Origin of the sequence: Bradyrhizobium sp. HKCCYLS1011 (assembly GCF_051167795.1) — a bacterium.
Taxonomy (GTDB): Bacteria; Pseudomonadota; Alphaproteobacteria; order Rhizobiales; family Xanthobacteraceae; genus Bradyrhizobium.
This window is the reverse complement of the sequence record NZ_JBNPTT010000001.1, coordinates 757,091-779,940: the sequence shown is the minus strand read 5'-3', so window position 1 is coordinate 779,940 and position 22,850 is coordinate 757,091. Positions and strand designations below refer to the sequence as shown.

The following is a 22,850-nucleotide window of genomic DNA, read 5'->3' as shown; positions in this document are numbered from 1 at the left end:
TCGAGCCGTGTATCTGCCGCAGAGGAGCCTGGAAAATGAACGAGATCAGGGAGCACATGGAAGTGATCGGCGCTGATGGCGTGCATATCGGCACGGTCGATCGCGTCGAAGGCAATCGCATCAAGCTGACCCGGAAGGACAGCGGCGAGGGCAGCCACCGAGGCCATCATCATTTCATCGATAAGGGCCTGGTCGCTGATGTCGAGGGCAACAAGGTGCGGCTCTCGGCCGTCGGCGCGGTGGCCGTCACCTTGGAAGAAGAGAAGTAATCGCGAGTCATGCGCATGGCGGGCGCGTTGCTCTCGCCAGGGACTGCGATGCGATAGCATGAGAGGAGCCGGTCCATGCGGATTTTGAGTCTCGCGGGCATGCTGTGCTGCGCAGGCCTGATGGTCGCGAGCGCGACTGTGTCGGTGTCATCTGCGCCACTGCCGATGGGGCAGGCGAATGTTACGCGTGTTGATCCCGTGGCTGTTCATCGTGTCGGCTGGCACCACGCCGCGGTTTGGCATGGCTGGCGATGGAGCCCCTATGTCTGGCGCGACGTCTACGATGACGCCTGCTCGGGCGACCATCCGCCCTGGAGTGGTGCCTATGCCGGCTATCCCATCTTCTGGTGCAGCCCTGGCTTCGGCGCCTATAACCGTCACTGGCCACAATAGCGACAGCGTCTCCTGACGCGCTGCGGCCTCGATGCTCCGTCAGCGCGCGGAACTTTGCGACGGCGGCGCGCAGGTCGTGACCGGTGCCGGCCAATTCCTGCGCTGTTGGCCTTCATCGGCGGTCCTGATGCCGGCGTCGAGCACCAGCACGAACTCGGCCAGCTCATCCTGTGCGTCCGCTGGCCATGCCTCGATGCGCTTCAGGACCTCGGTCAGCCTTGTTGTCTTCATGATCGCGAATCCATAGCGGGGACGATGTGAATGCCGGCGAGACGAACAGCCGTCGCAAGGCGGCAGGCGGCCCAACTCTTTTGGTGTGCCGCCGATGTGTTGATCCGCGACAGCGCGCCCGTCGCGTGACGAGCGCGCTGGGATCGCGCCTCAAGCGGCCTTGGCGGTGGGTTCGGCCTCTGCCGATTCCATCGCCCGCAGATAGATGTCGAGCAGCGTTTCGTGCTCGTCGCGCTCCTCCTGGTCCTGCTTCCTGAGCTTGATGATCTCCTTGAGGATCTTGACGTCGAAACCCTCGCCCTTCGCCTCGGCAAAGACTTCCTTCTTCTGCTCGTTGATTTCCTGCAATTCGGCGTCGAGATTTTCGATCCGCTCGACGAAAGACCTGATCCGGCCGCCGGGAATGCCGATGTCTGACATGGTGTCTCCTTGGCTAATGGGATGATGAAAATGCGAGCCAATGTGTTGCCAATGCCTTAATGCTGATGGTTAACGCGCGCGGTTCGCGTGCTGTTGAAGCACGGCTCGTTCTGGAGGGCGCACGTGAAGGCGAAGGCGTTTCGGCAGAGCGATCGGCGCCCTGAGATACGGCGTATTAAGGGCGGCCTGATACCGCTGGGCAAAGCCCCCGAGGAGTTCGTGATGCGCGCATATCTGCTGGTTGCGGTCTTGGTCGTTGCGTCCTCCGCGGCCTTTGCGAATGAGGCGTTCATCTCGCAATCGCCGGCGGTCGAGGCGATCGGCCAGGGCGCGCATGCAGTTGCTGCGGCGAGCATTGCCGTGCCGCTTTCGCCGGCCGCCTTCCAGGCGACCACTGGGATGTCGGCTTCATCGGCGTCGAACCTGTCGTCCAACAGCTCCAGCATTACGCAGCAGGGAACGAAAAACCTCGCCGTCGTCAGCCAGAGCGGCGGACTGAACCAATCGATCATCAACCAGAGCGGCAGCGCTAACCAGGCCACCGTGACCCAGCGGCGCTGAGCGGCGTGGCCGGGCTGCGGTCCTTCCAGTCGCAGTTGGAAATCCGCCGGAGCTAATCGCGATCCTCCGCCGACAGGCGCTTGAACTCCCGCTTCATCGTGTTGACCTTGCCCAGATAGCCTGCGGCGAGGTGATCGCCGCAGCGCTCGCCATCTGCGGTTCGAAAGCCGCGGCGCACGAACGCCGCGGCCGGCCCGGCCCCGCACAGGTGAATGAGCGTGGCGAGATCCTGTTTCTGCTGCGCATTCGGTTTGGCGTCCGGCACGCGGGCGAGCACGGAAGCGACCTGGCGATCGAGATAGATCGCCGTCAGCTCGACGGCATGGCGCGGCAGCGCACGGATGTAGGGGAGAAGCGAGCCGCAGCCTTCGTCTTCGACGGCGTGGTCGCGAATGCAGTAGCGGGACGATTCTTCAAATGCGCCGTCGGTCATCTGGAACAGGCCGACGGCGCTCGAGGCTGGCTTGTAGACGCGGAAAGGATTGAGCGCGAGCTGCCAGCGCCAATAGGTGCGCGTCACCGGATTGCCGGAGCTTTCCGTCTGCGCCAGGGCGGCCAGAAGCTCCGGCGTGATGGTGCTGGTCGCGTATTTGCGGAACAGAGATCCGTATTGCCTCCAGGTCTCTTCCGGCTCCTTGTCGAGCCGGTGGCCGACCAAGACGAACAGCTCGGTCGGCTTGCGAACCACCTGATAGACGAGGTTGGTCAGCGCGGCCGCAACAAGCAGGACCGCGACGAGGCCCGCGATCCGAAGCGACCGTGGTGCTGCGGCGAGTTTCCGGCGCGCCCAGCGCGCACTGCGCGTGATGCGGCGGTACAGGGCGCGCCAGCGTTTCCTGCGCGATCGGGGCTTGCGGATGCCATCTCCGGTCAACGTGACGGACCTTGGGCGATCACCGATCGCCGGCAGATATAGACGCCTGCGAGGACAAGCCCGACCGAAACCAGCATCGTGAGCGGAAATTGCTCGCCGAGAAACATCGTCGCGATCACCAGCGACACGATCGGCTGGCCAAACTGCAGAGGCGCGATCGCCGATACGCCACCGCGGTCCAGAGCCCAGAACCACGCGGCGAATCCGATCAGCGTGCAGAACACAGCCAGGAAAAGCAGTGATCCGCCGCCTACAGCGGTCAGAGCGGAGAGGGGCTCAGCCAGGGATCGCGCCAGCGGCAGCATGAAGAGCGCGCCAAAAACGATCGACCATGCGGTGGCGCCGAACAACCCAATTCGCGCCGACAGCCGCGCGCCGGCCACATAGCCGATGCTCACCGTGATGGTTCCCGTGAGAACGATGAGGTCCCCGGCCATTGTTCCACTGCTGACGACATCGCCGTTGAAGCGCACGAAGATCAGCAGCGTCTCGCCGCACAGTGCGATCGCGCTTCCGGTGAGCCATAGCGGGCGCGGAAACGTCCGCGACAGCAGATTCTGGATCAGCGCCGTGATGACCGGTGCACAGGCAAGGATCAGGGCGGCGTGAGATGTCGACGTCCGCGAGAAGCCGAGACCCTGCAGGAAGAACGAGCCAGCGAACCCGACCACGCCGTTGATGGCCAAAGCGGCCCAGCCCGCCTTGTCCGCCGGGAGCGGTGGCCGAAACATGAGGACCATCGGCACCAGAAACGCGGCGGCCAGGTGCAGCCGTGACGGTCCGATCAGAGAGGAGGGCATGTCGCGGGCGACCAGCACGGTCGCTGCCGGCGTGGCGCCCCAGAACAGGACGGCGATCAGCCCGGCCAGATAGGGAAGGGAGCGGCGGCTTCGTGCCGCCGACGGTAGGGGCGCGTTCAACGCATCGGACCCGGCCTCAGCGAGTCTCGCCACATTCAGTTTGTCCACAACCATGCCTCTGGATCGTCAACCGGCGGAGTGGACTTCATGCAGGCTGTACCGTCGCGCTGCAAGGCTGTTTCGTGATCAGCAACATGGCCATGCACGCAATCCGCCACGTTGCCGAGCGGAGCTGGGTTCGCTTCACTCCATTCTGTCGGACAATTGATGCGATGGTGCGTTCGCGCGGCCTGATCAGCCCGAAGCAGGATAAATCAGTCTGTCTCCGGCTCGCACGGCTCCCTTTGTCAGTGTCGCCACGTGAACCTCGTTCGTGTCCATCAGATGATATACTGTCCGGCCGGCATTGATCAGATAATCGGCTACGATGCGGCGATGACACCGCCACCAGACGGCTTCCGCACACATGATCGCCGTGCGCTGCGTGGCCGACAGGTTTAGAAGGCAAGCCAGGCCGCGTTGGAAGTCGTCCGCAAGGGCGTAGTCCGCATAGTGATGGAAGCTCTGGTTGGTCCAGAAGCCGTTCGTCTCCGGCGCAACGTCGCTGCTCTTGCGCAGGCCCCCGAGCTCGGCAATCCGTATGTAGTCGATCTGGTAGCCCGCAAGCTCCGCCGGCAGCGCGTCCGCATTGTATTGCGGGTTGGTTCGGGAGCGCGGGAAGCGTCGGATATCGACCACGAGCTGAACCTGGCCGGCCCGTAGCAAGGTGACGAACTCCGCAATCGTGCGCCTGGAATGGCCGATGGTAAAGACAGGACAGGCGTCGGACGCGGTGGCAATCGCCTTCTCGGACGGCGAGCGCTGGATCATCGATCCGAACCGCTACGTCATTTGCCGCTCACCTTCGTCAACGCGCTCTCCTTATGCGCCGCGATGTGGTCGCTCTTGTCGCTCTTGATCTCGTATTGTGGGGAGTCTTTCGTGGCGTGCCGGCGGTGCCCCTTGTAGTCGAAGTCGCGCATATGAACCGCGATGATGCGGCCGGTCACGTGGCCCGCTTCCGAGTTCCAGGAGACGTGGTCGCCCTTTGCAAACTTGGTCATCGCTCGCCTCCGTAACAGCTGCGGCGGTTGTCGACATAAGACCTCTGTTTAAAACGAATGAGGCGACAGCATCGTTCCAGGTACCGTTGCCGGGCTGGCGCGCGCAACCCGCCATGGCGGGGCCGCCCCGTCGAACTACGGATCGGCTCGGCTGATCCGACGGCGATCGGTCGGTTTGAATGGCCTCACGCAACCGAATGCTCAGCAACGGCGACGGGCTCATCGATCAGCGTGACCCCGCGCCATTGCCCTGAGATCACCAGGGTCCGCGCTGTGTCGTACAGCTCCTTCGCCACCGCAGATGCGGCCGGCGCCAACAGGTCCGGCTTGATCGAGTAGATGTAGTTGCGCCGGGTGATGCGCGCGTCCGAGATCGACAACGCCCGCCATTCATGGTGTTCCTTGCCGCCGACGTGCAGGGCCGACATCGGCTTGATGGTCACGCCAATGCCCTCGCTGACGCAGCTCATCACCAGCGAGAGCGAATCGATTTCGGCAACCACATTCGGCGTCAGATTGCGCCGCTCGAATTCCGCGGCAACGCGTCGTCGCAGTCCATGCGTTCCGGTCGGAAGGATCAATGGCAGCTTGGCCACCTCCGCGACACTGATGCTGCGGCGGGAGCGGGAGACCAGCGGGCTGTCGGCGCGCAGCAGCACGAACAGCTCTTCGTCGAGCAGGGGCGTCGCATCGAGCTTGGACGAGACGTCGTTGTTGAACAGGATCGCCAGGTCGAGCTGACCAAGCCGCATCATATGGGCGATGTGTCCGCTCATGCCCTCGACGACATTCAGCAGGATGCCGGGATATTTGGCGCGGATGCACTTCGTGAGCGGCAGTCCGATGGCGAGCACCGTCGTCGCCGGCAGTCCGACCGACACCATGCCGCTGACCTCGGCGGAATCCTGCCGGGCGATCGAGAGCGCATGCTCGAGCTGCCGCAGCATGAAGCGCGCGTGATGATAGAGCGCAAGGCCGTTCTCCGTGGGGATGACCCCACGCGACGAGCGCTGCAGCAGCGGTTTGCCGACTTCCTCCTCCAATTTCGCGATCTGCTGACTCAAGGCCGGTTGTGCCACGAAAAGGCAGCGCGAGGCCTTCGACAGGCTGCCGCTTTCAACGATCTGGGCGAAATAGCGCAATTGACGCAGGTCCATGGGGCGCACCGGGGCGAAGATGAGTGTCAGAACGGCCATATGTCAGGCTTATAGCGACCAATCCAAAACAGTATTTTTGCTAATGTCAAATTCACTCTAGAGGGAAGGACAAGAACCCCAGAAGTCTCAGGGAGGACTTGCGAAAATGGCAGATGCCGCGGCCCATCGACAGACATCGGCCGAGCTGCCGTCCTGCCGCCTGCTGATCGCGGGAGAATGGTCGGATGGTGACCGCACGGTTGCTGTGCTGGACAAATACCGGCTCGCGCCCGTCATGCACGCGCATCTGCCAGGACGGGACCAGGTTCGGGCCTGCGTCACGGCCGCGGAACGGGCGTTCCAGGCCAACACACTCAGCCCCTATGATCGCGGCGTGATCCTCGACCGCGCAGCGGTCGAGCTTGAAAAGCGCGCGGCCGACCTCGTCGAGGTTCTCCGCCAGGAGGCGGGCTTCCCGCGGCGCGACGCGATGGGCGAGATCCAGCGCTGCGCAGCGACATTCCGCCTGTCGGCCGAGGAGGCGCGGCGGCTCGCCGGCGAAGTGGTGCCGATGGAGGGAGCGGCCGGCCAGAAGGGCCGCATCGGTTTCACCATCCGGGTGCCGCTCGGTGTGGTTGCCGCGATCACACCTTTCAATGCGCCGCTGAACACGGTCGCACATAAGGTCGCGCCGGCACTCGCGGCCGGCAATGCCGTGGTGCTCAAGCCCTCGCTGCACACGCCGATGACGTCGTGCATCATGGCCGAGTGCCTGGTCGCCGCCGGCGTGCCGCCCGGGCTGATGTCGGTACTGCACGGCGACGCCGAGGTCGCCGACTGGCTGCTCAGCGAACCCGCCGTGCAGTTCTATGCGTTCACCGGCAGCACCGAGGTCGGGCGCATCATCCAAAGCAAGGCCGGTCTGCGGCGGACGCAGATGGAGCTCGGCTCGATCGCGCATTGCGTGATCTGCGATGATGCTGATCTCGACGCCGCGCTGCCGAAAGTCGTCAATGCCGGTTTCCGCAAGGCAGGGCAGGTCTGCACCTCGATCCAGGTGCTTCTGGTGCAGCGCGCATTGATCGAAGAAGTCGAGCGGCGCTTGACCAAGCTCGTTGCCGAACTGCCCTATGGCGATCCCGCTGATGATCGCACTGTCGTCGGGCCCGTGGTCAGCGAAGCGGCGGCGCGCCGCATCGAATCCTGGATTGCGCTGGCGGAGCAGAAGGGAGCGCGACGTCTTGTGGGCGGCGAGCGCCGCGATGCGGTGGTTCCACCGACACTGCTCGCCGACGTCGACAGGGCGACGCCGCTCGGCTGTCAGGAGGTGTTCGGACCGGTGATGTGTATCGCTCCCTTTGACACGTTCGAGGAGGCGATCGCCCGGGTCAACGACACCCCTTACGGGCTTGCCACCGGCATCTTCACAAAACGTTTGGACAAGGCGCTACAGGCCGCGCGGCAGTTGCAGGTCGGCGGGGTCCACATTAACGAGACCCCGAGCTCGCGCGTGGACCTGATGCCTTACGGTGGATCCAAGGACAGCGGTTTCGGCCGTGAGGGACCGCATTACGCGATCCGCGAAATGAGCGAGGAGCGCATCGTCACGATCCTCGCCTGAAGCAGCGCGGGCCGCAACCTGACAAGGACAATACGATGACCAAGATGAAGGGCGGCGAAGTCATCGCCGAATATCTCGTCAAGCAGAAAGTGCCCTTCGTGATCGGCATCTGCGGACATGGCAATGTCGGCATCCTCGATGCGCTCTATCAGGTGCGCGATCGCGTCAAGCTGGTGTCGCCGCGCCATGAGCAGTGCGCCGGCCATATGGCCGATGCGTATTTCCGGGTGAAGCACAGCCCCGTCGCGACGCTGACGTCGACCGGACCCGGCTCCGCCAACATGGTGATGTCGCTGGCGACCGCATTGTCGGACTCCTCGACCTTTCTCGCGATCACCGCCAACGTGCCGACGTCGCAGGCCAATCGCGCGCCGTTCCAGGAACTGTATGCTCATAACCAGGCCGACTTCGCCCAGGTCTTGCGGCCGGTGGTGAAACGTTCGTTCCAGCCGAGCCGCGTCGACATGCTGCCGCTGGCGCTTCGCCAGGCGTTCGACACCATGGTCACTGGCCGCCCGGGGCCGGTCAATCTCGACATTCCCTATAACGTCTTCCAGGAAGAGGCCGACGTCGAGCTGCCGCCGCTGTCGCATGTCCACGGCGCGCATCGGCCGAGCGCGAGCGAAGCCGATGTCGCCACGGCGCTGGATCTGCTGGCAGCCGCGAAACGGCCGGTGTTGTTCATCGGACAGGGCACGACGCTGTCGGAAGCCGGTCCTGAGATCAGCGCGCTGCAGAACCGCTACGGCATTCCGGTCATCACCTCGCCGAACGGCATGGGCTGCGTGCCCGCCGACGATCCGCTGACCCTCGGCTTCATCGGCCGCAACGGCGCCTATCCGGCCAACCAGGCCGGGCGCCATGCCGATCTCGTGCTTTGCATCGGTACCCGCTTCGACGACCGTTCGTCGTCGAGCTGGCATCAGGGCTATTCCTGGAATTTCCCGACCACGAAGCTGCTGCAGGTCGATATCGATCCCGCCGAGCTCGGGCGCAACTATCCGCCGACGCTCGGCATCATCGCCGATGCCAAGACATTCGCGGCCCAGCTGCTCGCGGCGCTGCCGGACCGTTCCGAGATCAGCCGCGAGGATTTTGCTACATGGCGCGACGAGATCGGTAAGTGGAAGGCCGAGTGGGAGGCCTTCGTCCGGCCGAATTTCAGTGCGGTGACGACGCCGATCCGCCCCGAATATGTGGTGGGCGCGTTGCAGGACGTGCTGCCGGACGATGTCATCCTGTCGCTGGATTCCGGTGTGCACCACAACTGGTTCATGCAGTTCTGGCGGCCGCGGCGCGCGCAGAGCATGATGAACAGCTGGGGCTACTCATCGATGGGCTTTGGCGTGTGCGGCGTGCTCGGCGCGCAGCTTGCCGCCCCTGATCGTCCCTGCGTGGCCGTCGTCGGCGACGGCGGCTTCATGATGGCGCCTTACGTCGTCGCCACCGCAGTCGAATACGATCTGCCCTGCGTCTGGGTGGTCTGGAACAACTTCGCCTGGAGCGCCATCCGCGACCTGCAATATGGCCTGTTTGAAGGCCGCGAGCTCGGCACGGCTTTCTACAAAGGCAATCAGGGGCCGGGGGGCGATCGTTACAACCCGGACTTTGCGGCCTGGGCGCGGGCCTGCGGCGCCGATGGCGTCACGGTGACCCGCAGCGCCGATCTGCGCGGCGCGGTCGAGACCGCGGTCAAGAACCGGCGCCCTTGCGTGATCGACGTGCATGTCGACGCCGAAGTGCGTCCGCCGTCCACCGGGACCTGGGAGCTGCCGCCCATTCCATTCAAGGAGCCGGCGTTCGGCAAGCCGTACAGGCGCGACTGATCAACAACGACAACAAAGTCCAGGAAAGGACGAGGGAGGAGCATGATGTTGAAGGGTGATCTGAACCGCCGGTCGTTCATGGCCGCGTCTGCAGGCGTGGCCGCCACGTCCGTGCTGGGTTGGGGCGGACCGGCCAGGGCGCAGGCCGAAGGGCCGGTGCGCATCGGCATGATTTATTCCAAGCAGGGACCGGGCGCCTCGATCGGCGAATATCTGCAGCGCGGCAGCGCGCTCGCGGCCGAGCAGGCGGGCAACAAGGTGCTGGGTCGCCCGATCGAGCTCGTCTGGCTCGACGAGCCCAATCCGCAGGTGTCGCAGCAGAACATGCAGCGGCTCGTCGACGAGAGCAAAGTGGTCGCGGTGGTCGGCGGCAACTACTCGTCGTCGGCGCTCGCGATGATGAGCGTCGCCAACCGCGAGAAGGTGCCGCTGATCCTGACCGGCGCGGCGGCGAGCGAGATCACCGGCAAGAACTGCAGCAAATACACGTTTCGGACCCAGGCCACCGTTCCGGTGCAGATGCAGGGCCTGATGCCGTATGTGTCCAGCATCGGCAAGAAGGTCTATTTCATCACGGCGTCCTACGCCTTCGGCCAGGACATCCTGCGCGCCTCGCGGGCGCTGCTCAAGCAGGTCGGCGCCACCGAGGTCGGCGTCGACGAAGTGCCGATCAATACTGCCGATTACAGCTCCTACATCCTCAAGATCCGCCAGGCCAAGCCCGATGTCATCGTCGGCGGGCTCGTCGGCGGCGACTTCTCCAACTTCCTCAAGCAGTGGAACGAGATGGGGATGAAGGACCGCATTCCCTATGCGGCCATCGCCGTGACGGATACGGACTTCTGGGATGTCGGTCCGCAGGCCTCGACCGGCATCTATATCAAGCCCTGGTACTACAATAACCCGAAGAACACGGCGGCCGAACGCAAGATGATCGAGGACTTCAGGAAGAAGTACAACCAGCCGCCATCCGACAAGACGTGGTCGGGCTGGATCGGCATGCGGGCGCTTCTGGAGTCAATTGAGGCGGCGAAGTCGACCGACGCCAAGGACATCGTCACCCATCTCGAGCAGTGGAAGAATACGGAGGGCGAATTCCCCTTCTTCTTCCGTGACTGGGATCATCAGCTGGTGCGTCCTGCCGTCATCGTACAGATCAAGAAGCAGATCACCGACAAGTGGGACTATTTCGACGTGCTGAAGAATACGTCGGCGAGCGCGGAGGAGACTGAGAAGGCCTTCGGCGCCAAGGAGGAGATCGGCTGCAGCTTGCCGTCGCTTTAGAGCGACGGTGGTCGCTGCTGTCGCAGCGCCCGCGACCGAGAGGCTTGAACGATGCTCGATACACTTGTTTCACAGGCGGCCAACGGGCTCGTGCTCGGCTTCATCTACGTGCTGATTGCCGTGGGGCTGTCGATCACCTTCGGCCTGCTCGGCGTGATCAATTTCGCTCACGGCGCCTTCTTCGCGCTGGGCGCCTATGTGGCGTGGCAGCTGTTCCAACTGTTCGGCTGGGGTGCGGTGATCTTCGCTCCGCCTCTGGTCGGACTTGTCGGCATGGCGGTGGAGGTGGTGATCATCCGCCGTCTCTACGGCAAGGAGCCGCTGCTCAGCCTGATCGTGACCTTCGCGCTGGCGCTGCTGATCGAAGCCGTGATCCGTTACATCTGGGGCGCCGACGGCAAACCGTTCAATCCGCCGCCGCTGTTTTCCGGCATCATCGAGCTCGGCCCGCTCCTGATCACCAAATACCGGGTCGCCGTGCTCGGCGCGACCACGGCGACCCTGCTCGGGCTATGGGCGTTCCTTGCCTTTACGCCCTACGGGCGGATCCTGCGTGCGGGCAGCCGCGATCCGGAAATGGTCGAACTGCTCGGGATCAACCTGCCGCGGGTGCTGACGGCAGTGTTCGGCCTCGGCTGCATGCTTGCCGCGATTGCGGGCGTACTCGCGGCACCCTTATGGACGGTCTCGCCGTCGATGGCCGCCAACGCGGTGATGCCGGCTTTCGTCATCGTGGCGATCGGGGGGCTGGGCTCGTTCCGGGGCGCCGTCGTTGCGGGGCTTGCGGTCGGCGTCGTCACCTCGCTGACGATTCAATTCTGGCCCGAAGCGGCCGCCGGCTCGATGTACGCGCTGATGTTCGCAATCATGCTGCTGCGGCCGCGCGGGCTGTTCGGCGAGCGCTGGGAGCGTTTCGAATGACCAGCAACAAATCGCTCTGGCGACGGCTTTTCAGCCATCCCATCATCGTCGCCACGGCGATGCTGCTCCTGGCCTCCGGGCTCGCGCTTGCCGTGGGGATGCCGATTCATCGCGTCACCCAGATCGCAATCTACACGCTTTACGGCGCCGAGGTGAACTTCCTGATCGGCTATCTCGGGCTGGTGCCGTTCGGCGCCTCCTTCTTCTTCGGCTGCGCCAGCTATGCGCTGGCGATCGGCTCAGGATGGATGGCGGGCGGCAACGAATTCACGGGCATGGCGATCGCCGCGATCTTCTCGCTGCTGCTCGCGCTCGTGGTGGGCGCAGTCATCCTGCGCCGACGTGGACTATATTTCTCGCTGCTGACATTGGCGTGTTCGCAGATCGCGTTCGAGATCGCTTTCAAATGGACTTCCGTCACCGGCGGCGAGAACGGCCTGCAGAACGTCGCCCGTCCGCTGTTTCCCTCCGCGATTGGCTTTCATGTCTTCACGCTGGCCGTCGTCATCAGCTCGCTCTGGGTGCTCTGGCGGCTGGCGCACGCTCCGTTCGGCCGACTGATGCAGGCGTTACGCGACAATGAGCAGCGCGTGGCAAGCCTCGGATTCGACACCTACCGGACCAAGCTGGTCGCCGTCATCATCGCCGGCGGCGGCATCGGCGTCGCCGGCGGGCTGATGGCGCTGCTGCTGCAGGGTGTCTACGCCAACAATCTGAATTGGGAGCATGCCGGCGATCCCGTGCTGATGGCGGCGCTCGGTGGCGTCCACCACTTCCTTGGGCCGTTGTGGGGGGCTGCGGTCTTCATCGTGCTGGAAGACCGGCTCAGCGCCGTCACCGAGAACTGGTGGCTGATCTTTGCACCCATCATCATCGCCTTCGCCCTGCTGTCGCATGAAGGCATCCACGGTATCTTCCAGCGCATCATCGGCCGCAATCGCTGGACCTTGACCCGCGACGCCATTCCGGCACGGCCGCAAAGCATCACGCCGTACACACCGGGTCACGCAGCCCAGGCCGCCACCTCAGATGCGGCAATTCTCGCCGTCCGTAACCTGTCGAAGCATTTTGGCTCGATCGTCACGCAGAAGGACATCTCCTTCGAGATGAGCCGGACCGGTCTGCACACCCTGATCGGCCCCAATGGTGCCGGCAAGACCACGCTGTTCAACCTCCTGACCGGCGTGCTCAAGCCGGACGGCGGCAGCATCCTGTTCGAGGGCCAGCCGATCAATCAGCTGCCGCCACACCGTCGTGCGCGGCTCGGTATTGCGCGCTCGTTCCAGATCCTGAGCGTGTTCCCGAACCTCACCGCCTTCGAGAATGTGCGGATCGCCGTGCAGGCCGCCAACCGCCAATGGTCCGGCTTCTGGCGCGACGCCTACGACGATGAGGCTGCCAATGCGCGGGTGTGGTCGCTGCTCGATGCTGTGGGCCTGGCCGATCGCGCCCCCGAACTCTGCTCGTCGCTCGCCCATGGCGAAAAGCGGCTGCTCGAGATCGCAGTGTCGCTCGCGATCGATGCCAAGCTCCTGCTGCTCGACGAGCCTTTGGCCGGCTTGGCCGAGTCCGACCGCAAGATTGTAGGCGAATTGATCCAGCGACTCTCGAAGTCGCATGCCGTCCTGCTGATCGAGCACGATATTGATCGCGTGCTTGCGATGTCCGACCGGATCACGGTGCTGCATCAGGGACGGCTGATCGCCGACGGCAAGCCTGCGGAAGTGGCAAAAAACCCCGAAGTGGTTGCGGCCTATCTCGGCACTGCGCATGGCCAAGCTCCGTCCGTGCCGGCGCGCGGCGCGACCATCACGCTGCTTCCGAACGCTCCTGCGCCGGAGCCGCTGCTCCGGGTGGAGGCGGTGCGCGCCGGCTATGGCGGCGGCACCGTGCTCGATGGGCTGGATCTCGCCGTGCGGCCCGGCGAAGTGGTCGCGCTGCTCGGCCGCAACGGTGTCGGCAAGACCACGGCGCTGCGCGCCATCACCGGGACGGTGCCTCCGACCAGTGGTCGGATGGTCTTCGACGGCACCGACCTCGGCCGGCTGCGGCCGGACGAGATCAATCGGCTGGGCATCTCGCTGGTGCCTGAGGGGCGGCGCCTGTTTCCGAATCTGACGGTGCAGGAGAACCTGAAGCTGGCGGCGCGCTCCGGCGGTGCATCGCTGGACGATGTGTTCGACCTGTTCCCGAAGCTGCGCGTGCTGCTGCGTGCCCGCGCTGAGAACCTCTCCGGCGGCGAACGGCAGATGGTGGCGATCGCGCGTGCCTTGATGGTGCCGAGCCGGCTCATCCTGCTCGACGAACCGTTCGAAGGTCTCGCGCCGGCCGTGGTGCAGGAGGTGAGGGAGGCCGTTTCGAAGCTGAGGTCGCGCGCGAGCCTGGTTATCGTCGAGCACCACGCCGAAAGCGTGCTTGCGATGGCCGATCGGGCCTACGTGCTGGTGAATGGACGCGTCGCCTACGCGGGCGACGCAGCCGAGCTCGCGGCCAATCACGACCTCCAGGGGCGGCTGCTCGGCATCACTGATGCGGCGGACGCCGTGCAGCTTGCGGTCGGCCGGGCATGAGCGGTCTCGTCCTCGTCACCGGGGCTGCCGGCCTGCTTGGACGTTCCGTGGTCCGCGAGCTTCTGGCGCAGGGCTATCGCGTGCGCGGCCTCGACCGGCGCGCCGGCGAGGCCGACATCGAATGGCATGTCGGTGACGTCACCTCGCCCGATTTGGTCGCGCGCGCAATCGCCGGGACCGACGCCGTGCTCCATATCGCAGCCGTGCCGAACATCTGGTCGGGCGACGGCCAGACCATCATGCGCGTCAATGTGCTCGGCACCTACACCGTGTTCGAGGCGGCCGAGGCTGCTGGCGTCCGCCGCGCGGTCTTCTGCTCGAGCGACTCCGTCGCGGGCTACACGGTGAGGGAAGGGCGCATGCTGCCGCCGCTCTATGCGCCCGTCGACCTTGATCATTCGTTGCAGGCCACCGACCCGTATGCGGTGAGCAAGATTCTCGGCGAAGACCTCGCCCATGCCTACGCGTTGCGCGGCATGGCGGTGATCAGCTTGCGCACCGTCTTCGTCGCCTATCCGGAGATGGAAGGTGAGATCGTCGCGCGCGCCAAGGACCCCGCCAACTACCGCGGCCCCATGGTCAGCGGTCCGTCGGCGGCCGGTGGCGGACCACTGCACCATCACATCGATCCGCGCGATCTTGCGCGGGCATTCCGCCTTGCGTTGCAGATGCCGCTTGAAGCTGGCGGTTTCGAGCGCTTCTATCTGTCGGCGCAGGTGACGTTGTCGCCGGAGCCGACGCTCGACCGGCTGCGCCGGCTGCATGGGGACGCCGTGAAGATCCGCGCGCCGGAGGTCTATGCGAAGCAGCCTTTCGCGCCGCTCTATGACCTAACGCACGCCGCCGAGCGGCTGGGCTTCACCGCAGAATATGACCAGCGGCACCTGCTGGCCGGACTGATCATTTAAGGAGAAGACAATGACGATCGTGGTTCCCGAGCCGAATGCATTCGCCGAGGCGGAAAAGGAAAAGAAGGCGGTGACGCGCAATCTCGCCGAGCTGTTCTGGACCCAATATCCCGGCCATTACAATCAGGCGCTGTCGAAGGCGATCGTCACGCCGGAAACCACGGGCAGCCGCTTCTTCGATCACCGCATCTCGTCCTACGAGCCGGGCGCGCATGTCGAGAGCCATTCGCACAAGGTGCAGGAGCAGATCTATCACGTGCTGTCGGGCGAAGGCATCCTGATCCTCGACGGCGAGCGCCGGCTCGTTCGCGCCAATGACGTCACCTACATCCCGCCCGGCGTGGTGCATGAATTCCACTGCACCGGAACCGATCCGCTGGTGTTCCTGGTCATCACGAGCCCGCCGACCGACGAGGAGCCGGCGCCGCGCTGAGGACGGAGACAATGGCAAACGGCAAGACGATTCTGGTCACGGGGGCCTCCGGTTGGCTCGGCAGCGCCATCGTGCAGGCGCTGCTCGATCGCGGCGACAGCGTGATCGCGCTGGACCTCATGGTCTCGCCTGCAATGGCAACGCTTGCTGGGCGCGAGCCGCGGCTCGTGACCGTGGCTGTCGACCTTGGCGAATGGCATCAGGTGCTGCGCGCCTTCGAGACGTATCGCCCGGACGCGGTGATTCATGCCGCCGCCATCGTCGGCGTCATTCAGGCGGCGGACATTCCGCTCAAGGCACTGCGCGTCAATGTCGAGGGCGCGGTGAATCTGTTCGAAGCGATGCGCCTGACAGGCCTCAAGCGCGTGATCCATGTCAGCACGGAAGAGACCTATGGCGATTTCCAGGCGCCCGTCATCGATGAGGATCATCCGCAGCAGCCGACCAGCGTCTATGGCCTGACCAAGCTCGCGGCCGAGCACTACGGCCGAGTCTATAGCCGGGATCACGGGCTCGAATGCATCAATGTGCGCACATGCTGGGTTTACGGCCCGCATCTGCCGCGCCTGCGCATGCCCCGCACCTTCGTCGAGGCGGCACTGCGCGGTGAGCCGTACCATCAGGAGGACGGCGGCGCTTTCGCGGTCGATCAGGTCTATATCGCCGATACCGTCGCCGGCGTTCTGCTCGCGATAGACAAAGCGCAGCACCGGTTCGATGCCTACAACATCGCAACCGGTGTCGCGCCGACGTTGCGGGACACGGCCGAGGCAGTCAACCGCGCCATCCCCGGTGCCAAGATCACCGTGGGCGACAGCGGACCTTACCGCCACGGCGGCAAGGTCTTGAGCGCGGTCAAAGGCGCGCTCGATATCGGCCGCGCCAAGGCCGAGCTCGGCTACCAGCCGCGCTTCGACATTCAGGCAGGGATCGAGGCCACCATCGCCGAAACACGCAGAGCGATGTCGAAGCCATCATCCTAGTCGCGCCGCGGCATCGACATCACCAGCTTCATCGAACAGCATTTGCAAGGGATCACCCATGAACAGCTCTTCTCCGATCGTTCTCGTCTTCGGCGGCTCGCGCGGCATCGGCGCGGCTTGCGTGCAGGCCTTCGCCGCCACCGGCTGGCAGGTGGCCTCGACCTACGCGACCAAGTCGTCCGACGACGCGCCCGGACGGCAGTATCAGGTTGATATCCGCGACGCGGCCTCGGTGGCGCGCGGGTTCGAGCAGGTCGCAGCAGATCTTGGCGGCGCGCCCCAGGCGGTGATCGCCAATGCCGGTATCAATGTTCCGGCAGGGCCGGTCGCAAGCTTCAAGCCGGATGATTTCCGCCTGCTCATGGAGGTGAACGTGATTGGCGCCTTCAACGTGCTCGCCGAGGCCGCCCGTCGCGTTCGCGATGGCGGTGCCATCGTCGCGATCACCACCTCGCTGGTGCGCCACGCCGTGCCCGGCACCGGGCCGTATACGGCGAGCAAGGCCGCGGTCGAGAGCCTGGTTCGCTCCGTGGCCAAGGAGCTTGCGCCGCGCGGCGTTCGCGTCAATGCGGTCGCTCCCGGTCCGGTCGATACCGACCTGTTCAATGCCGGCAAGACCGAAGAGGCCAAGCAGCGCATGGCGGCGTTCAGCCCGTTCAACCGCATCGGCCGGCCGAACGAGGTCGCCGAGGTCGTGCGCTTCCTCGCCTCCGAGCAGGCGTCGTGGGTCCACGGCCAGATCGTGCAGCCCAACGGCGGCATGGTATGAGCCGGCAGGAGCCGCCAAGCGCCGGCCAAATCGATGACGTCGAAACCTATGACGTCGTCGTGGTCGGGGCAGGGGCGGGCGGTCTGACTGCGGCGACGATTGCGGCCGCCGATGGTCTGTCTGTGCTGCTCCTGGAACAGGCCGATGTTGTCGGCGGCACCACGGCGATCTCCGGCGGCATGGTCTGGATCCCGGGCAATCACAAGGCCGCCGCTGAAGGCCGCGCCGATACACTTGAGGCCGCGCGGACTTATCTCGGCGAGACGGTGCCCGGCGCCGATCGCGCCAGGTTGGAGACATTTTTGAAATTCGGCGACGAGGCGCTGCGTGATCTCGAGGCGCGCACGTCGCTGCGGCTCAAGCCGGTGCCGACCTATCCGGATTACTATCCCGATCTGCCGGGCGCCACCGCGGGTGGCCGGGTGCTGGAGCCGGTGCCGTTCGATGCGCGGGCGCTGGGCAAGGCCTTTGCGCTGCTGCGCGATCCACTGCCTGAATTCATGCTGTTCGGCGGCATGATGATCAGCCGGCAGGACATCCCGCATTTGCGCCGTGCCGGCCGGTCGCTGCGTTCGACCCTGCACGTCGCCGGACTGCTCGCGCGTTACGGTTGGCAGCGCCTGCAGGCACGGCGTGGCACGACGCTCTATCTCGGCAATGCGCTTGTCGCCCGGCTGTTGCGCTCGGCGCTGGATGGCGGCGTCATCGTCCGCACCGGTGCATCGGTCGAACGGCTCGAAAGGGACGCCAATGGCCGGGTCGCGGTCCTCGATGTCGCGGAGCATTCCGGCCGCCACCGCAGGATCACGGCGCGCCGCGGCGTGATCCTGGCCACGGGAGGCCTGTCCCATGATGCCGAGTTGTGCGGCCATTATGTACCGCGCGCGGCGGGGACGCTCTCCGCGACCGTCGATCCGGGCGTTGCACCGCGCGGCGCGCGTCTGGCGGTTGCGCTGGGGGCGCGGCTGTCGCCACCGACGGAACAAGGCGCCTTCTGGGTGCCGGCATCGACCTTCACCCGACGCGATGGAACGCGCGGCATCTTTCCGCACACCGTCACTGATCGCGCCAAGCCCGGTCTCATCGCGGTCGACGCGACTGGGCGGCGCTTCGTCAACGAAGCCGTGTCCTATCATGAATTCGTACGCGCGCAGCTCGGCCATGCGGACGTTGCGATTCCCGCTTGGCTGATCTGCGATCGCCGCTTTTTGTGGAAATACGGATTGGGCAAGGTTAAACCCTTCACGCGCTCGGTTGAGCAGGATGTCGCATCCGGCTATCTCAAGCGCGCCGATGGCGTTGCCAGTCTGGCCCGCACGATCGGCGTTCCCGAAACTGCCTTTGTCGAGACTGTGTCCGAGTTCAACCGCCACGCCATGCGCGGCGACGACCCTGCCTTTGGGCGTGGCGGCAACATCTATCAGCGTTCGCTGGGTGATGCCGATCAAACGCCTAACCCTTGCGTCGCGCCGATCGTCGACGCTCCGTTCTATGCGGTCGCGGTCCATCCGGCCGATCTCGGCATGTCCGCAGGCATCGTCACCGACGAGCGCGCGCGGGTGCTGGCGGAGGACGGATCGCCGATCCCGGGCCTGTTTGCCTGCGGCAACGATATGGCGTCGATCATGGAAGGAGCATATCCGGGGCCCGGGATTACCTTGGGGCCGGCGCTCACCTTCGGCTGGCTGGCCGGACGAACGGTTGCAGGAGCAAACATCTGATGGCAGCAGAGCCTGACGTCCTCGTCATCGGCGGCGGCAATGCGGCGCTCTGCGCGGCGCTGATGGCGCGCGAGGCCGGGGCCACCGTGCTGCTGTTGGAATCCGCGCCGCACAGCTGGCGCGGCGGCAATTCGATGCATGTGCGCAACCTTCGCTGCATGCACGATGTCCCGCAGGACGTGCTGGTCGATGCCTATCCGGAAGAAGAATATTGGCAGGACCTGCTCAAGGTCACAGGCGGATTGACGGACGAGCGGCTGGCGCGGCTTGTGATCCGCCACTCTTCGCGCTGCCGGCCCTGGATGCGCCGTCACGGCGTGCACTTCCAGCCGCCGCTCTCCGGCGCGCTGCATGTGGCACGTACCAACGCCTTCTTCATGGGCGGCGGCAAGGCGCTGGTCAACGCCTACTACCGTAGTGCGGATGAACTCGGCGTCGCGGTTCGCTACGACACGCCGGTGCAAAGCCTTGAGCTCAAGGACGGACGCTTCGTCGCCGCAGTCACCGAGCGCGGCGAGCGCATCGCCGCCAAGGCTTGCGTGCTCGCCTGCGGTGGCTTCGAATCCAATCTCGAATGGCAGCGCGAGGCCTGGGGCCGCAACGAGCGCGGCGAATGGCCGGCTGAGAACTTCCTGATCCGCGGCACGCGCTTCAATCAGGGTGTGCTGTTGAAATTCATGCTCGATGCCGGCGCTGACGCGATCGGCGATCCGACACAGGCCCATTGCGTCGCGATCGACGCCCGCGCGCCGCTCTATGATGGCGGCATCTGCACCCGGATCGATTGCGTCTCGCTTGGTGTCGTGGTGAACCGGGAGGCTCAGCGCTTCTACGACGAGGGGGAGGATTTCTGGCCGAAGCGCTACGCCATCTGGGGGCGCCTGGTGGCGCAACAGCCGGGGCAGACCGCGTGGTCGATCATCGATCGCAAGGCGGTCGGCCGCTTCATGCCGCCGGTGTTTCCGGGCACGCGCGCTGAAAGCTTGGAGGAGCTCGCACAAAAGATCGGTCTCGATATCGCGACCTTCACCGCAACCCTGAATGCCTACAACGCGGCCTGCCGTCCCGGCACATTTGATCATACCGTGCTCGATGATTGCCGCACTGAGGGGCTCACGCCACCGAAGACCCACTGGGCGCAGCCGATCGATGCGCCCCCGTTCTTTGCCTATCCGCTGAAGCCCGGCATCACCTTCACTTATCTCGGGATGAAGACCGACGAGAGCGCCGCGGTGCGCTTCGCCGGTGTGCCGAGCGCCAACCTGTTCGCCGCCGGCGAGATGATGGCCGGCAACGTGCTGGGGAAGGGGTATACGGCCGGTGTCGGCATGAGCATCGGCACTGCCTTTGGTCGCATCGCGGGCGTCAATGCCGCTGCGAGCGCCGGCTTCCACCATCCTGAGTTCAAGGAGGAGCTGGCCTATGCCGCCGCTCACTGAGACCGTCGAGGCCGCGGCCTGCACCACGACGCCCGACCTGACGTCACTGCTCGGCAAGGACGAGCAGGAGATCGCGCGGGTCATGCAGATCTGCAACGCCTGTCGTTACTGCGAAGGTTTCTGCGCGGTGTTCCCGGCGATGACGCGCCGGCTCGAGTTCACAGCCGCCGACACGCATTATCTCGCTAATCTCTGCCACAATTGCGGGGCCTGCCTCTACGCCTGTCAATACGCGCCGCCGCACGAATTCGCCGTCAACGTACCTCAGGCGATGGCGAAGGTGAGAGGGCGGACCTATCAGTACTATGCGTGGCCTTCCACCTTCGGGCGGCTCTATGAGCGCCAAGGCCTGACGATTGCGCTGGCGCTGGCCGGTGGTCTTGCGCTGTTTCTCGTACTCGCGGCCGCCATGGCGGGCGGTCTGACCGACAAGCCGCTCGCCGGGAATTTCTACGCGATATTCCCGCATAATCTGCTGGTGATCATGTTCGGCGCGGTGTTCGTGTTCGCCATTGCAGCCTTTGTAGTTGGCGTCGTCAGGTTCTGGCGCGATATCTCGCCGGCGCGCGACGCGGTTCCGCCGGGCGCAACCGAATTGGCCAAGGCGCGCGGTCCGGCCGCCGTGGAAGCGGTCACTGATATCGCCAGGCTGCGCTATCTCGGTGGTGGTCATGACGAGGGCTGCAACGAGGACGACGATCGCTTCACGCAGTCGCGGCGCTGGTTTCACCAGCTCACGATGTACGGCTTCCTGCTTTGCTTCGCCGCCACCAGCGTGGCGACCCTCTATCACTATCTGTTGGCGTATGAGGCGCCGTATCCGTGGTTCAGCCTTCCGGTCATGCTCGGCACGGTGGGCGGTGTCGGCCTCTTGATCGGCCCCGCGGGCCTGCTCTGGCTCAATCTGCACCGCGGTGCTGAGCGGGGCGACGCCGCGCAGCGTCCGATGGATCGCGGCTTCATCGCGCTGCTGCTCGTGGTCAGTCTCACCGGTCTCGCGCTGCTGGCGCTCCGCGACACCCGATTCATGGCGCTGTGGCTCGCGATCCATCTGGGCACCGTGATGGCGCTGTTCCTGACCTTGCCCTACGGCAAATTTGCCCACGCCGTGTTCCGCGCGGCAGCTCTGTTCAAATACGCGCTCGAGAAGCGGCTGCCGAACAGGATTGCCGTCGGCAGCGACTAGCTAGAAATCCGCGACCTTGCCGACCTTGAAGCCGAGGAAGCGATCGGGTTCAAATGGCTTGGGATCAACGATCGGAGTTGATCCGGCGACAAGGTCGGCGATCAGGTGCCCAGCGCCCGGGCCAAGGCCGAAACCATGCCCGCTGAAGCCGGCGGCGAGAATCAAGCCTGGCAACACCGACGTCGCACCGATGGCAGGAACGCCGTCGGGCGTCGAATCGATATAGCCGGCCCAGCTCGCGCTCACCGTCGTGTTGTTCAGCTCCGGTAGGAGATCAATGGCGCGCTGGTGGGTCAGTCGAAGCGTATTGCGGTCGGGCGCCGGATCCAGGATGCGCATGCGCTCCATCGGCGTGGGCCGATCGAGGCGCCAGCGACCGAGCGTCTCATGTCCCGCCCGAAGTCCTTCGAGGCCGCCCGGCAACAGACTGCGCCAGCGGCGCAGGAACATCGGTGCGAATTGCGGCGCGAACCGCAGCTGCTGGAGCGTCGGATCGATGCGGCCCCGGCCACTGATGGCGAGCGTGTAGCCCCCATCACCGCGGCGCGTCACCGAAATCGCCGCGGTGTGAAGCGCATCCGGCAGGCCTCGGGCTCCGGCGGAAACCGACAGAATCGACGAGCGGATCGAGGCTTGCGGAAAGCGGATGTCGAGCTGACGGCAGAAGGATGAAGCCCAGGCGCCAGCTGCCAGGATGGCCACGCGGGTGCGGATCACGCCGTGCTCGGTCACGACGGCGCTGACCCGTCCGCCTTCCGTCTCCAGACCGCGCGCTGCGCACATTTGATGCACGGTGCTGCTCTGCTTGAGGATGGCGCGGGCCACCGCCGGCGCGGCGTTCGCCGGATCGGCGATGCCGTCGGTCGGCGAGAAGACGCCGCCCTTCCAGGCGCGTTGCGTGGCCGCACCGCGTCGCGTGGCTTCGCCGCTGTCGAGCATGTGGGTGACGACGTCGGCCGTTCTTGCAAAATCGCGCCAGCGCGCCCAGCGACTGAGCTCGGCATCGTCATTGCTCAAATAGAGCAGGCCACAACGGGAGAAACCGGTATCCTCGCCACTTTCCGCGCCGAACGCCTCCCACAAGTCGAGGCTCCTGGTCGCCATCGGCAATTCGCGTGCATCGCGATTCTGCTGGCGGCACCACCCCCAGTTTCGACTGGATTGTTCGGCGCCGATCCGCCCCTTCTCGACCAGCGCGACGGTCAGGCCGCGTCCGGCGAGATAGTAGGCCGCGAAGACCCCAACGATGCCGCCGCCGATGACGACTGCATCGGCCGATGCGGGAAGACGTGGCGAAGTCTCGACGTGGCGGAGCGGCGCAGGCATCATGTCTCTCGGCAGG

General features: G+C 65.2%; 23 protein-coding genes and 2 pseudogenes. 17 read left to right on the top strand and 8 right to left on the bottom strand.

Annotation, left to right across the window (positions count from 1 at the left end; genetic code table 11):
• Window positions 1–35 precede the first annotated feature (35 nt).
• Together ACQR1W_RS03590 and ACQR1W_RS03585 are read left to right on the top strand one after the other, a co-directional pair.
• Window positions 36–269 (top strand): DUF2171 domain-containing protein, encoded by a 234-nt coding sequence (locus ACQR1W_RS03590; RefSeq protein WP_434849515.1) that lies wholly within the window; start codon window positions 36–38, stop codon window positions 267–269.
• A gap of 75 nt (window positions 270–344) precedes the next feature.
• Window positions 345–662, top strand: coding sequence for a hypothetical protein (locus ACQR1W_RS03585; RefSeq protein WP_434849514.1), 318 nt, complete (start codon window positions 345–347; stop codon window positions 660–662).
• Between the two features lie 39 nt (window positions 663–701).
• Here the strand turns inward: ACQR1W_RS03585 and ACQR1W_RS03580 are convergent, their stop codons facing one another.
• Complete coding sequence (locus ACQR1W_RS03580; protein WP_434849513.1) at window positions 702–893, bottom strand: hypothetical protein; 192 nt, start codon at window positions 891–893, stop codon at window positions 702–704.
• Window positions 894–1,043: 150 nt separating this feature from the next.
• Window positions 1,044–1,313: a DUF2312 domain-containing protein gene (locus ACQR1W_RS03575; protein WP_008970083.1), complete on the bottom strand. Its 270-nt coding sequence runs from the start codon at window positions 1,311–1,313 to the stop codon at window positions 1,044–1,046.
• A gap of 222 nt (window positions 1,314–1,535) precedes the next feature.
• Between ACQR1W_RS03575 and ACQR1W_RS03570 the strand changes: the two genes are divergently transcribed.
• Window positions 1,536–1,874 (top strand): curlin repeat-containing protein, encoded by a 339-nt coding sequence (locus ACQR1W_RS03570; protein ID WP_434849512.1) that lies wholly within the window; start codon window positions 1,536–1,538, stop codon window positions 1,872–1,874.
• Between the two features lie 52 nt (window positions 1,875–1,926).
• Here ACQR1W_RS03570 and ACQR1W_RS03565 read toward each other — a convergent pair whose 3' ends face one another.
• From ACQR1W_RS03565 to ACQR1W_RS03545, 5 genes are all read right to left on the bottom strand, one after another.
• On the bottom strand, window positions 1,927–2,748 hold the full coding sequence (locus ACQR1W_RS03565; RefSeq protein WP_434849511.1) for a lytic transglycosylase domain-containing protein: 822 nt from the start codon (window positions 2,746–2,748) through the stop codon (window positions 1,927–1,929).
• Window positions 2,745–3,722, bottom strand: a complete 978-nt coding sequence (locus tag ACQR1W_RS03560) for a DMT family transporter (protein WP_434849510.1) — start codon at window positions 3,720–3,722, stop codon at window positions 2,745–2,747. Before ACQR1W_RS03560 ends, ACQR1W_RS03565 begins: the two co-directional genes overlap by 4 nt.
• 180 nt (window positions 3,723–3,902) lie before the next feature.
• Entirely contained in the window at window positions 3,903–4,478 is a 576-nt protein-coding gene (locus ACQR1W_RS03555) for a DUF488 domain-containing protein (protein WP_434849509.1), read from the bottom strand.
• Between the two features lie 17 nt (window positions 4,479–4,495).
• The gene (locus tag ACQR1W_RS03550; protein WP_434849508.1) at window positions 4,496–4,711 is read right to left on the bottom strand and encodes a DUF2945 domain-containing protein; all 216 of its coding nucleotides are present in this window, start codon (window positions 4,709–4,711) and stop codon (window positions 4,496–4,498) included.
• A gap of 185 nt (window positions 4,712–4,896) precedes the next feature.
• On the bottom strand, window positions 4,897–5,907 hold the full coding sequence (locus ACQR1W_RS03545; protein WP_008966925.1) for a LysR substrate-binding domain-containing protein: 1,011 nt from the start codon (window positions 5,905–5,907) through the stop codon (window positions 4,897–4,899).
• A 106-nt stretch (window positions 5,908–6,013) separates the two neighbouring features.
• Between ACQR1W_RS03545 and ACQR1W_RS03540 the strand changes: the two genes are divergently transcribed.
• From ACQR1W_RS03540 to tcuB, 14 genes and pseudogenes are all read left to right on the top strand, one after another.
• On the top strand, window positions 6,014–7,468 hold the full coding sequence (locus ACQR1W_RS03540) for an aldehyde dehydrogenase family protein (RefSeq protein WP_434849507.1): 1,455 nt from the start codon (window positions 6,014–6,016) through the stop codon (window positions 7,466–7,468).
• Window positions 7,469–7,503: 35 nt separating this feature from the next.
• The gene (locus tag ACQR1W_RS03535; RefSeq protein ID WP_434849506.1) at window positions 7,504–9,294 is read left to right on the top strand and encodes a thiamine pyrophosphate-binding protein; all 1,791 of its coding nucleotides are present in this window, start codon (window positions 7,504–7,506) and stop codon (window positions 9,292–9,294) included.
• Between the two features lie 42 nt (window positions 9,295–9,336).
• Window positions 9,337–10,578 carry an ABC transporter substrate-binding protein gene (locus ACQR1W_RS03530; RefSeq protein ID WP_434849505.1) on the top strand — a complete coding sequence of 414 codons (1,242 nt, stop codon included), beginning with the start codon at window positions 9,337–9,339 and terminating at the stop codon, window positions 10,576–10,578.
• 51 nt (window positions 10,579–10,629) lie between these two features.
• The gene (locus ACQR1W_RS03525; RefSeq protein ID WP_434849504.1) at window positions 10,630–11,499 is read left to right on the top strand and encodes a branched-chain amino acid ABC transporter permease; all 870 of its coding nucleotides are present in this window, start codon (window positions 10,630–10,632) and stop codon (window positions 11,497–11,499) included.
• Window positions 11,496–12,371 (top strand): annotated as a pseudogene (locus tag ACQR1W_RS03520) (branched-chain amino acid ABC transporter permease); the annotation flags it as partial. The gene ACQR1W_RS03525 and the pseudogene ACQR1W_RS03520, both read left to right, overlap by 4 nt.
• A 75-nt stretch (window positions 12,372–12,446) precedes the next feature.
• Window positions 12,447–13,043, top strand: a pseudogene (locus tag ACQR1W_RS03515) (ATP-binding cassette domain-containing protein); the annotation flags it as partial.
• Window positions 13,044–13,160: 117 nt separating this feature from the next.
• Window positions 13,161–14,069 (top strand): ATP-binding cassette domain-containing protein, encoded by a 909-nt coding sequence (locus tag ACQR1W_RS03510; RefSeq protein WP_434849717.1) that lies wholly within the window; start codon window positions 13,161–13,163, stop codon window positions 14,067–14,069.
• The gene (locus ACQR1W_RS03505) at window positions 14,066–14,977 is read left to right on the top strand and encodes an NAD-dependent epimerase/dehydratase family protein (protein WP_434849503.1); all 912 of its coding nucleotides are present in this window, start codon (window positions 14,066–14,068) and stop codon (window positions 14,975–14,977) included. Before ACQR1W_RS03510 ends, ACQR1W_RS03505 begins: the two co-directional genes overlap by 4 nt.
• Before the next feature lie 10 nt (window positions 14,978–14,987).
• Window positions 14,988–15,410: a cupin domain-containing protein gene (locus tag ACQR1W_RS03500; protein ID WP_434849502.1), complete on the top strand. Its 423-nt coding sequence runs from the start codon at window positions 14,988–14,990 to the stop codon at window positions 15,408–15,410.
• A gap of 11 nt (window positions 15,411–15,421) precedes the next feature.
• Window positions 15,422–16,393: an NAD-dependent epimerase/dehydratase family protein gene (locus tag ACQR1W_RS03495; protein WP_434849501.1), complete on the top strand. Its 972-nt coding sequence runs from the start codon at window positions 15,422–15,424 to the stop codon at window positions 16,391–16,393.
• 58 nt (window positions 16,394–16,451) lie between these two features.
• Window positions 16,452–17,162, top strand: coding sequence for an SDR family NAD(P)-dependent oxidoreductase (locus ACQR1W_RS03490; RefSeq protein ID WP_434849500.1), 711 nt, complete (start codon window positions 16,452–16,454; stop codon window positions 17,160–17,162).
• Window positions 17,159–18,883: an FAD-dependent oxidoreductase gene (locus ACQR1W_RS03485; RefSeq protein ID WP_434849499.1), complete on the top strand. Its 1,725-nt coding sequence runs from the start codon at window positions 17,159–17,161 to the stop codon at window positions 18,881–18,883. The genes ACQR1W_RS03490 and ACQR1W_RS03485 overlap by 4 nt, the downstream gene beginning before the upstream one ends.
• A complete protein-coding gene (gene tcuA / locus ACQR1W_RS03480; RefSeq protein ID WP_434849498.1) occupies window positions 18,883–20,322 on the top strand; it encodes an FAD-dependent tricarballylate dehydrogenase TcuA in 1,440 nt (479 codons plus the stop codon). Before ACQR1W_RS03485 ends, tcuA begins: the two co-directional genes overlap by 1 nt.
• The gene (gene tcuB / locus ACQR1W_RS03475; protein ID WP_434849497.1) at window positions 20,306–21,508 is read left to right on the top strand and encodes a tricarballylate utilization 4Fe-4S protein TcuB; all 1,203 of its coding nucleotides are present in this window, start codon (window positions 20,306–20,308) and stop codon (window positions 21,506–21,508) included. Before tcuA ends, tcuB begins: the two co-directional genes overlap by 17 nt.
• On the opposite strand, the gene ACQR1W_RS03470 is transcribed toward tcuB, so the two are convergent.
• Entirely contained in the window at window positions 21,509–22,834 is a 1,326-nt protein-coding gene (locus ACQR1W_RS03470) for an NAD(P)/FAD-dependent oxidoreductase (protein WP_434849496.1), read from the bottom strand.
• Window positions 22,835–22,850 lie beyond the last annotated feature (16 nt).

Bases quoted from the DNA above. Each gene is read 5' to 3' on its own strand.
- ACQR1W_RS03590 (WP_434849515.1), top strand. From the start codon at position 36: ATGAACGAGATCAGGGAGCACATGGAAGTGATCGGCGCTGATGGCGTG.
- ACQR1W_RS03585 (WP_434849514.1), top strand. From the start codon at position 345: ATGCGGATTTTGAGTCTCGCGGGCATGCTGTGCTGCGCAGGCCTGATG.
- ACQR1W_RS03580 (WP_434849513.1), bottom strand. From the start codon at position 893: ATGAAGACAACAAGGCTGACCGAGGTCCTGAAGCGCATCGAGGCATGG.
- ACQR1W_RS03575 (WP_008970083.1), bottom strand. From the start codon at position 1,313: ATGTCAGACATCGGCATTCCCGGCGGCCGGATCAGGTCTTTCGTCGAG.
- ACQR1W_RS03570 (WP_434849512.1), top strand. From the start codon at position 1,536: ATGCGCGCATATCTGCTGGTTGCGGTCTTGGTCGTTGCGTCCTCCGCG.
- ACQR1W_RS03560 (WP_434849510.1), bottom strand. From the start codon at position 3,722: ATGGTTGTGGACAAACTGAATGTGGCGAGACTCGCTGAGGCCGGGTCC.
- ACQR1W_RS03555 (WP_434849509.1), bottom strand. From the start codon at position 4,478: ATGATCCAGCGCTCGCCGTCCGAGAAGGCGATTGCCACCGCGTCCGAC.
- ACQR1W_RS03550 (WP_434849508.1), bottom strand. From the start codon at position 4,711: ATGACCAAGTTTGCAAAGGGCGACCACGTCTCCTGGAACTCGGAAGCG.
- ACQR1W_RS03545 (WP_008966925.1), bottom strand. From the start codon at position 5,907: ATGGCCGTTCTGACACTCATCTTCGCCCCGGTGCGCCCCATGGACCTG.
- ACQR1W_RS03540 (WP_434849507.1), top strand. From the start codon at position 6,014: ATGGCAGATGCCGCGGCCCATCGACAGACATCGGCCGAGCTGCCGTCC.
- ACQR1W_RS03535 (WP_434849506.1), top strand. From the start codon at position 7,504: ATGACCAAGATGAAGGGCGGCGAAGTCATCGCCGAATATCTCGTCAAG.
- ACQR1W_RS03530 (WP_434849505.1), top strand. From the start codon at position 9,337: ATGATGTTGAAGGGTGATCTGAACCGCCGGTCGTTCATGGCCGCGTCT.
- ACQR1W_RS03525 (WP_434849504.1), top strand. From the start codon at position 10,630: ATGCTCGATACACTTGTTTCACAGGCGGCCAACGGGCTCGTGCTCGGC.
- ACQR1W_RS03510 (WP_434849717.1), top strand. From the start codon at position 13,161: ATGTCCGACCGGATCACGGTGCTGCATCAGGGACGGCTGATCGCCGAC.
- ACQR1W_RS03505 (WP_434849503.1), top strand. From the start codon at position 14,066: ATGAGCGGTCTCGTCCTCGTCACCGGGGCTGCCGGCCTGCTTGGACGT.
- ACQR1W_RS03500 (WP_434849502.1), top strand. From the start codon at position 14,988: ATGACGATCGTGGTTCCCGAGCCGAATGCATTCGCCGAGGCGGAAAAG.
- ACQR1W_RS03495 (WP_434849501.1), top strand. From the start codon at position 15,422: ATGGCAAACGGCAAGACGATTCTGGTCACGGGGGCCTCCGGTTGGCTC.
- ACQR1W_RS03490 (WP_434849500.1), top strand. From the start codon at position 16,452: ATGAACAGCTCTTCTCCGATCGTTCTCGTCTTCGGCGGCTCGCGCGGC.
- ACQR1W_RS03485 (WP_434849499.1), top strand. From the start codon at position 17,159: ATGAGCCGGCAGGAGCCGCCAAGCGCCGGCCAAATCGATGACGTCGAA.
- tcuA (WP_434849498.1), top strand. From the start codon at position 18,883: ATGGCAGCAGAGCCTGACGTCCTCGTCATCGGCGGCGGCAATGCGGCG.
- tcuB (WP_434849497.1), top strand. From the start codon at position 20,306: ATGCCGCCGCTCACTGAGACCGTCGAGGCCGCGGCCTGCACCACGACG.
- ACQR1W_RS03470 (WP_434849496.1), bottom strand. From the start codon at position 22,834: ATGCCTGCGCCGCTCCGCCACGTCGAGACTTCGCCACGTCTTCCCGCA.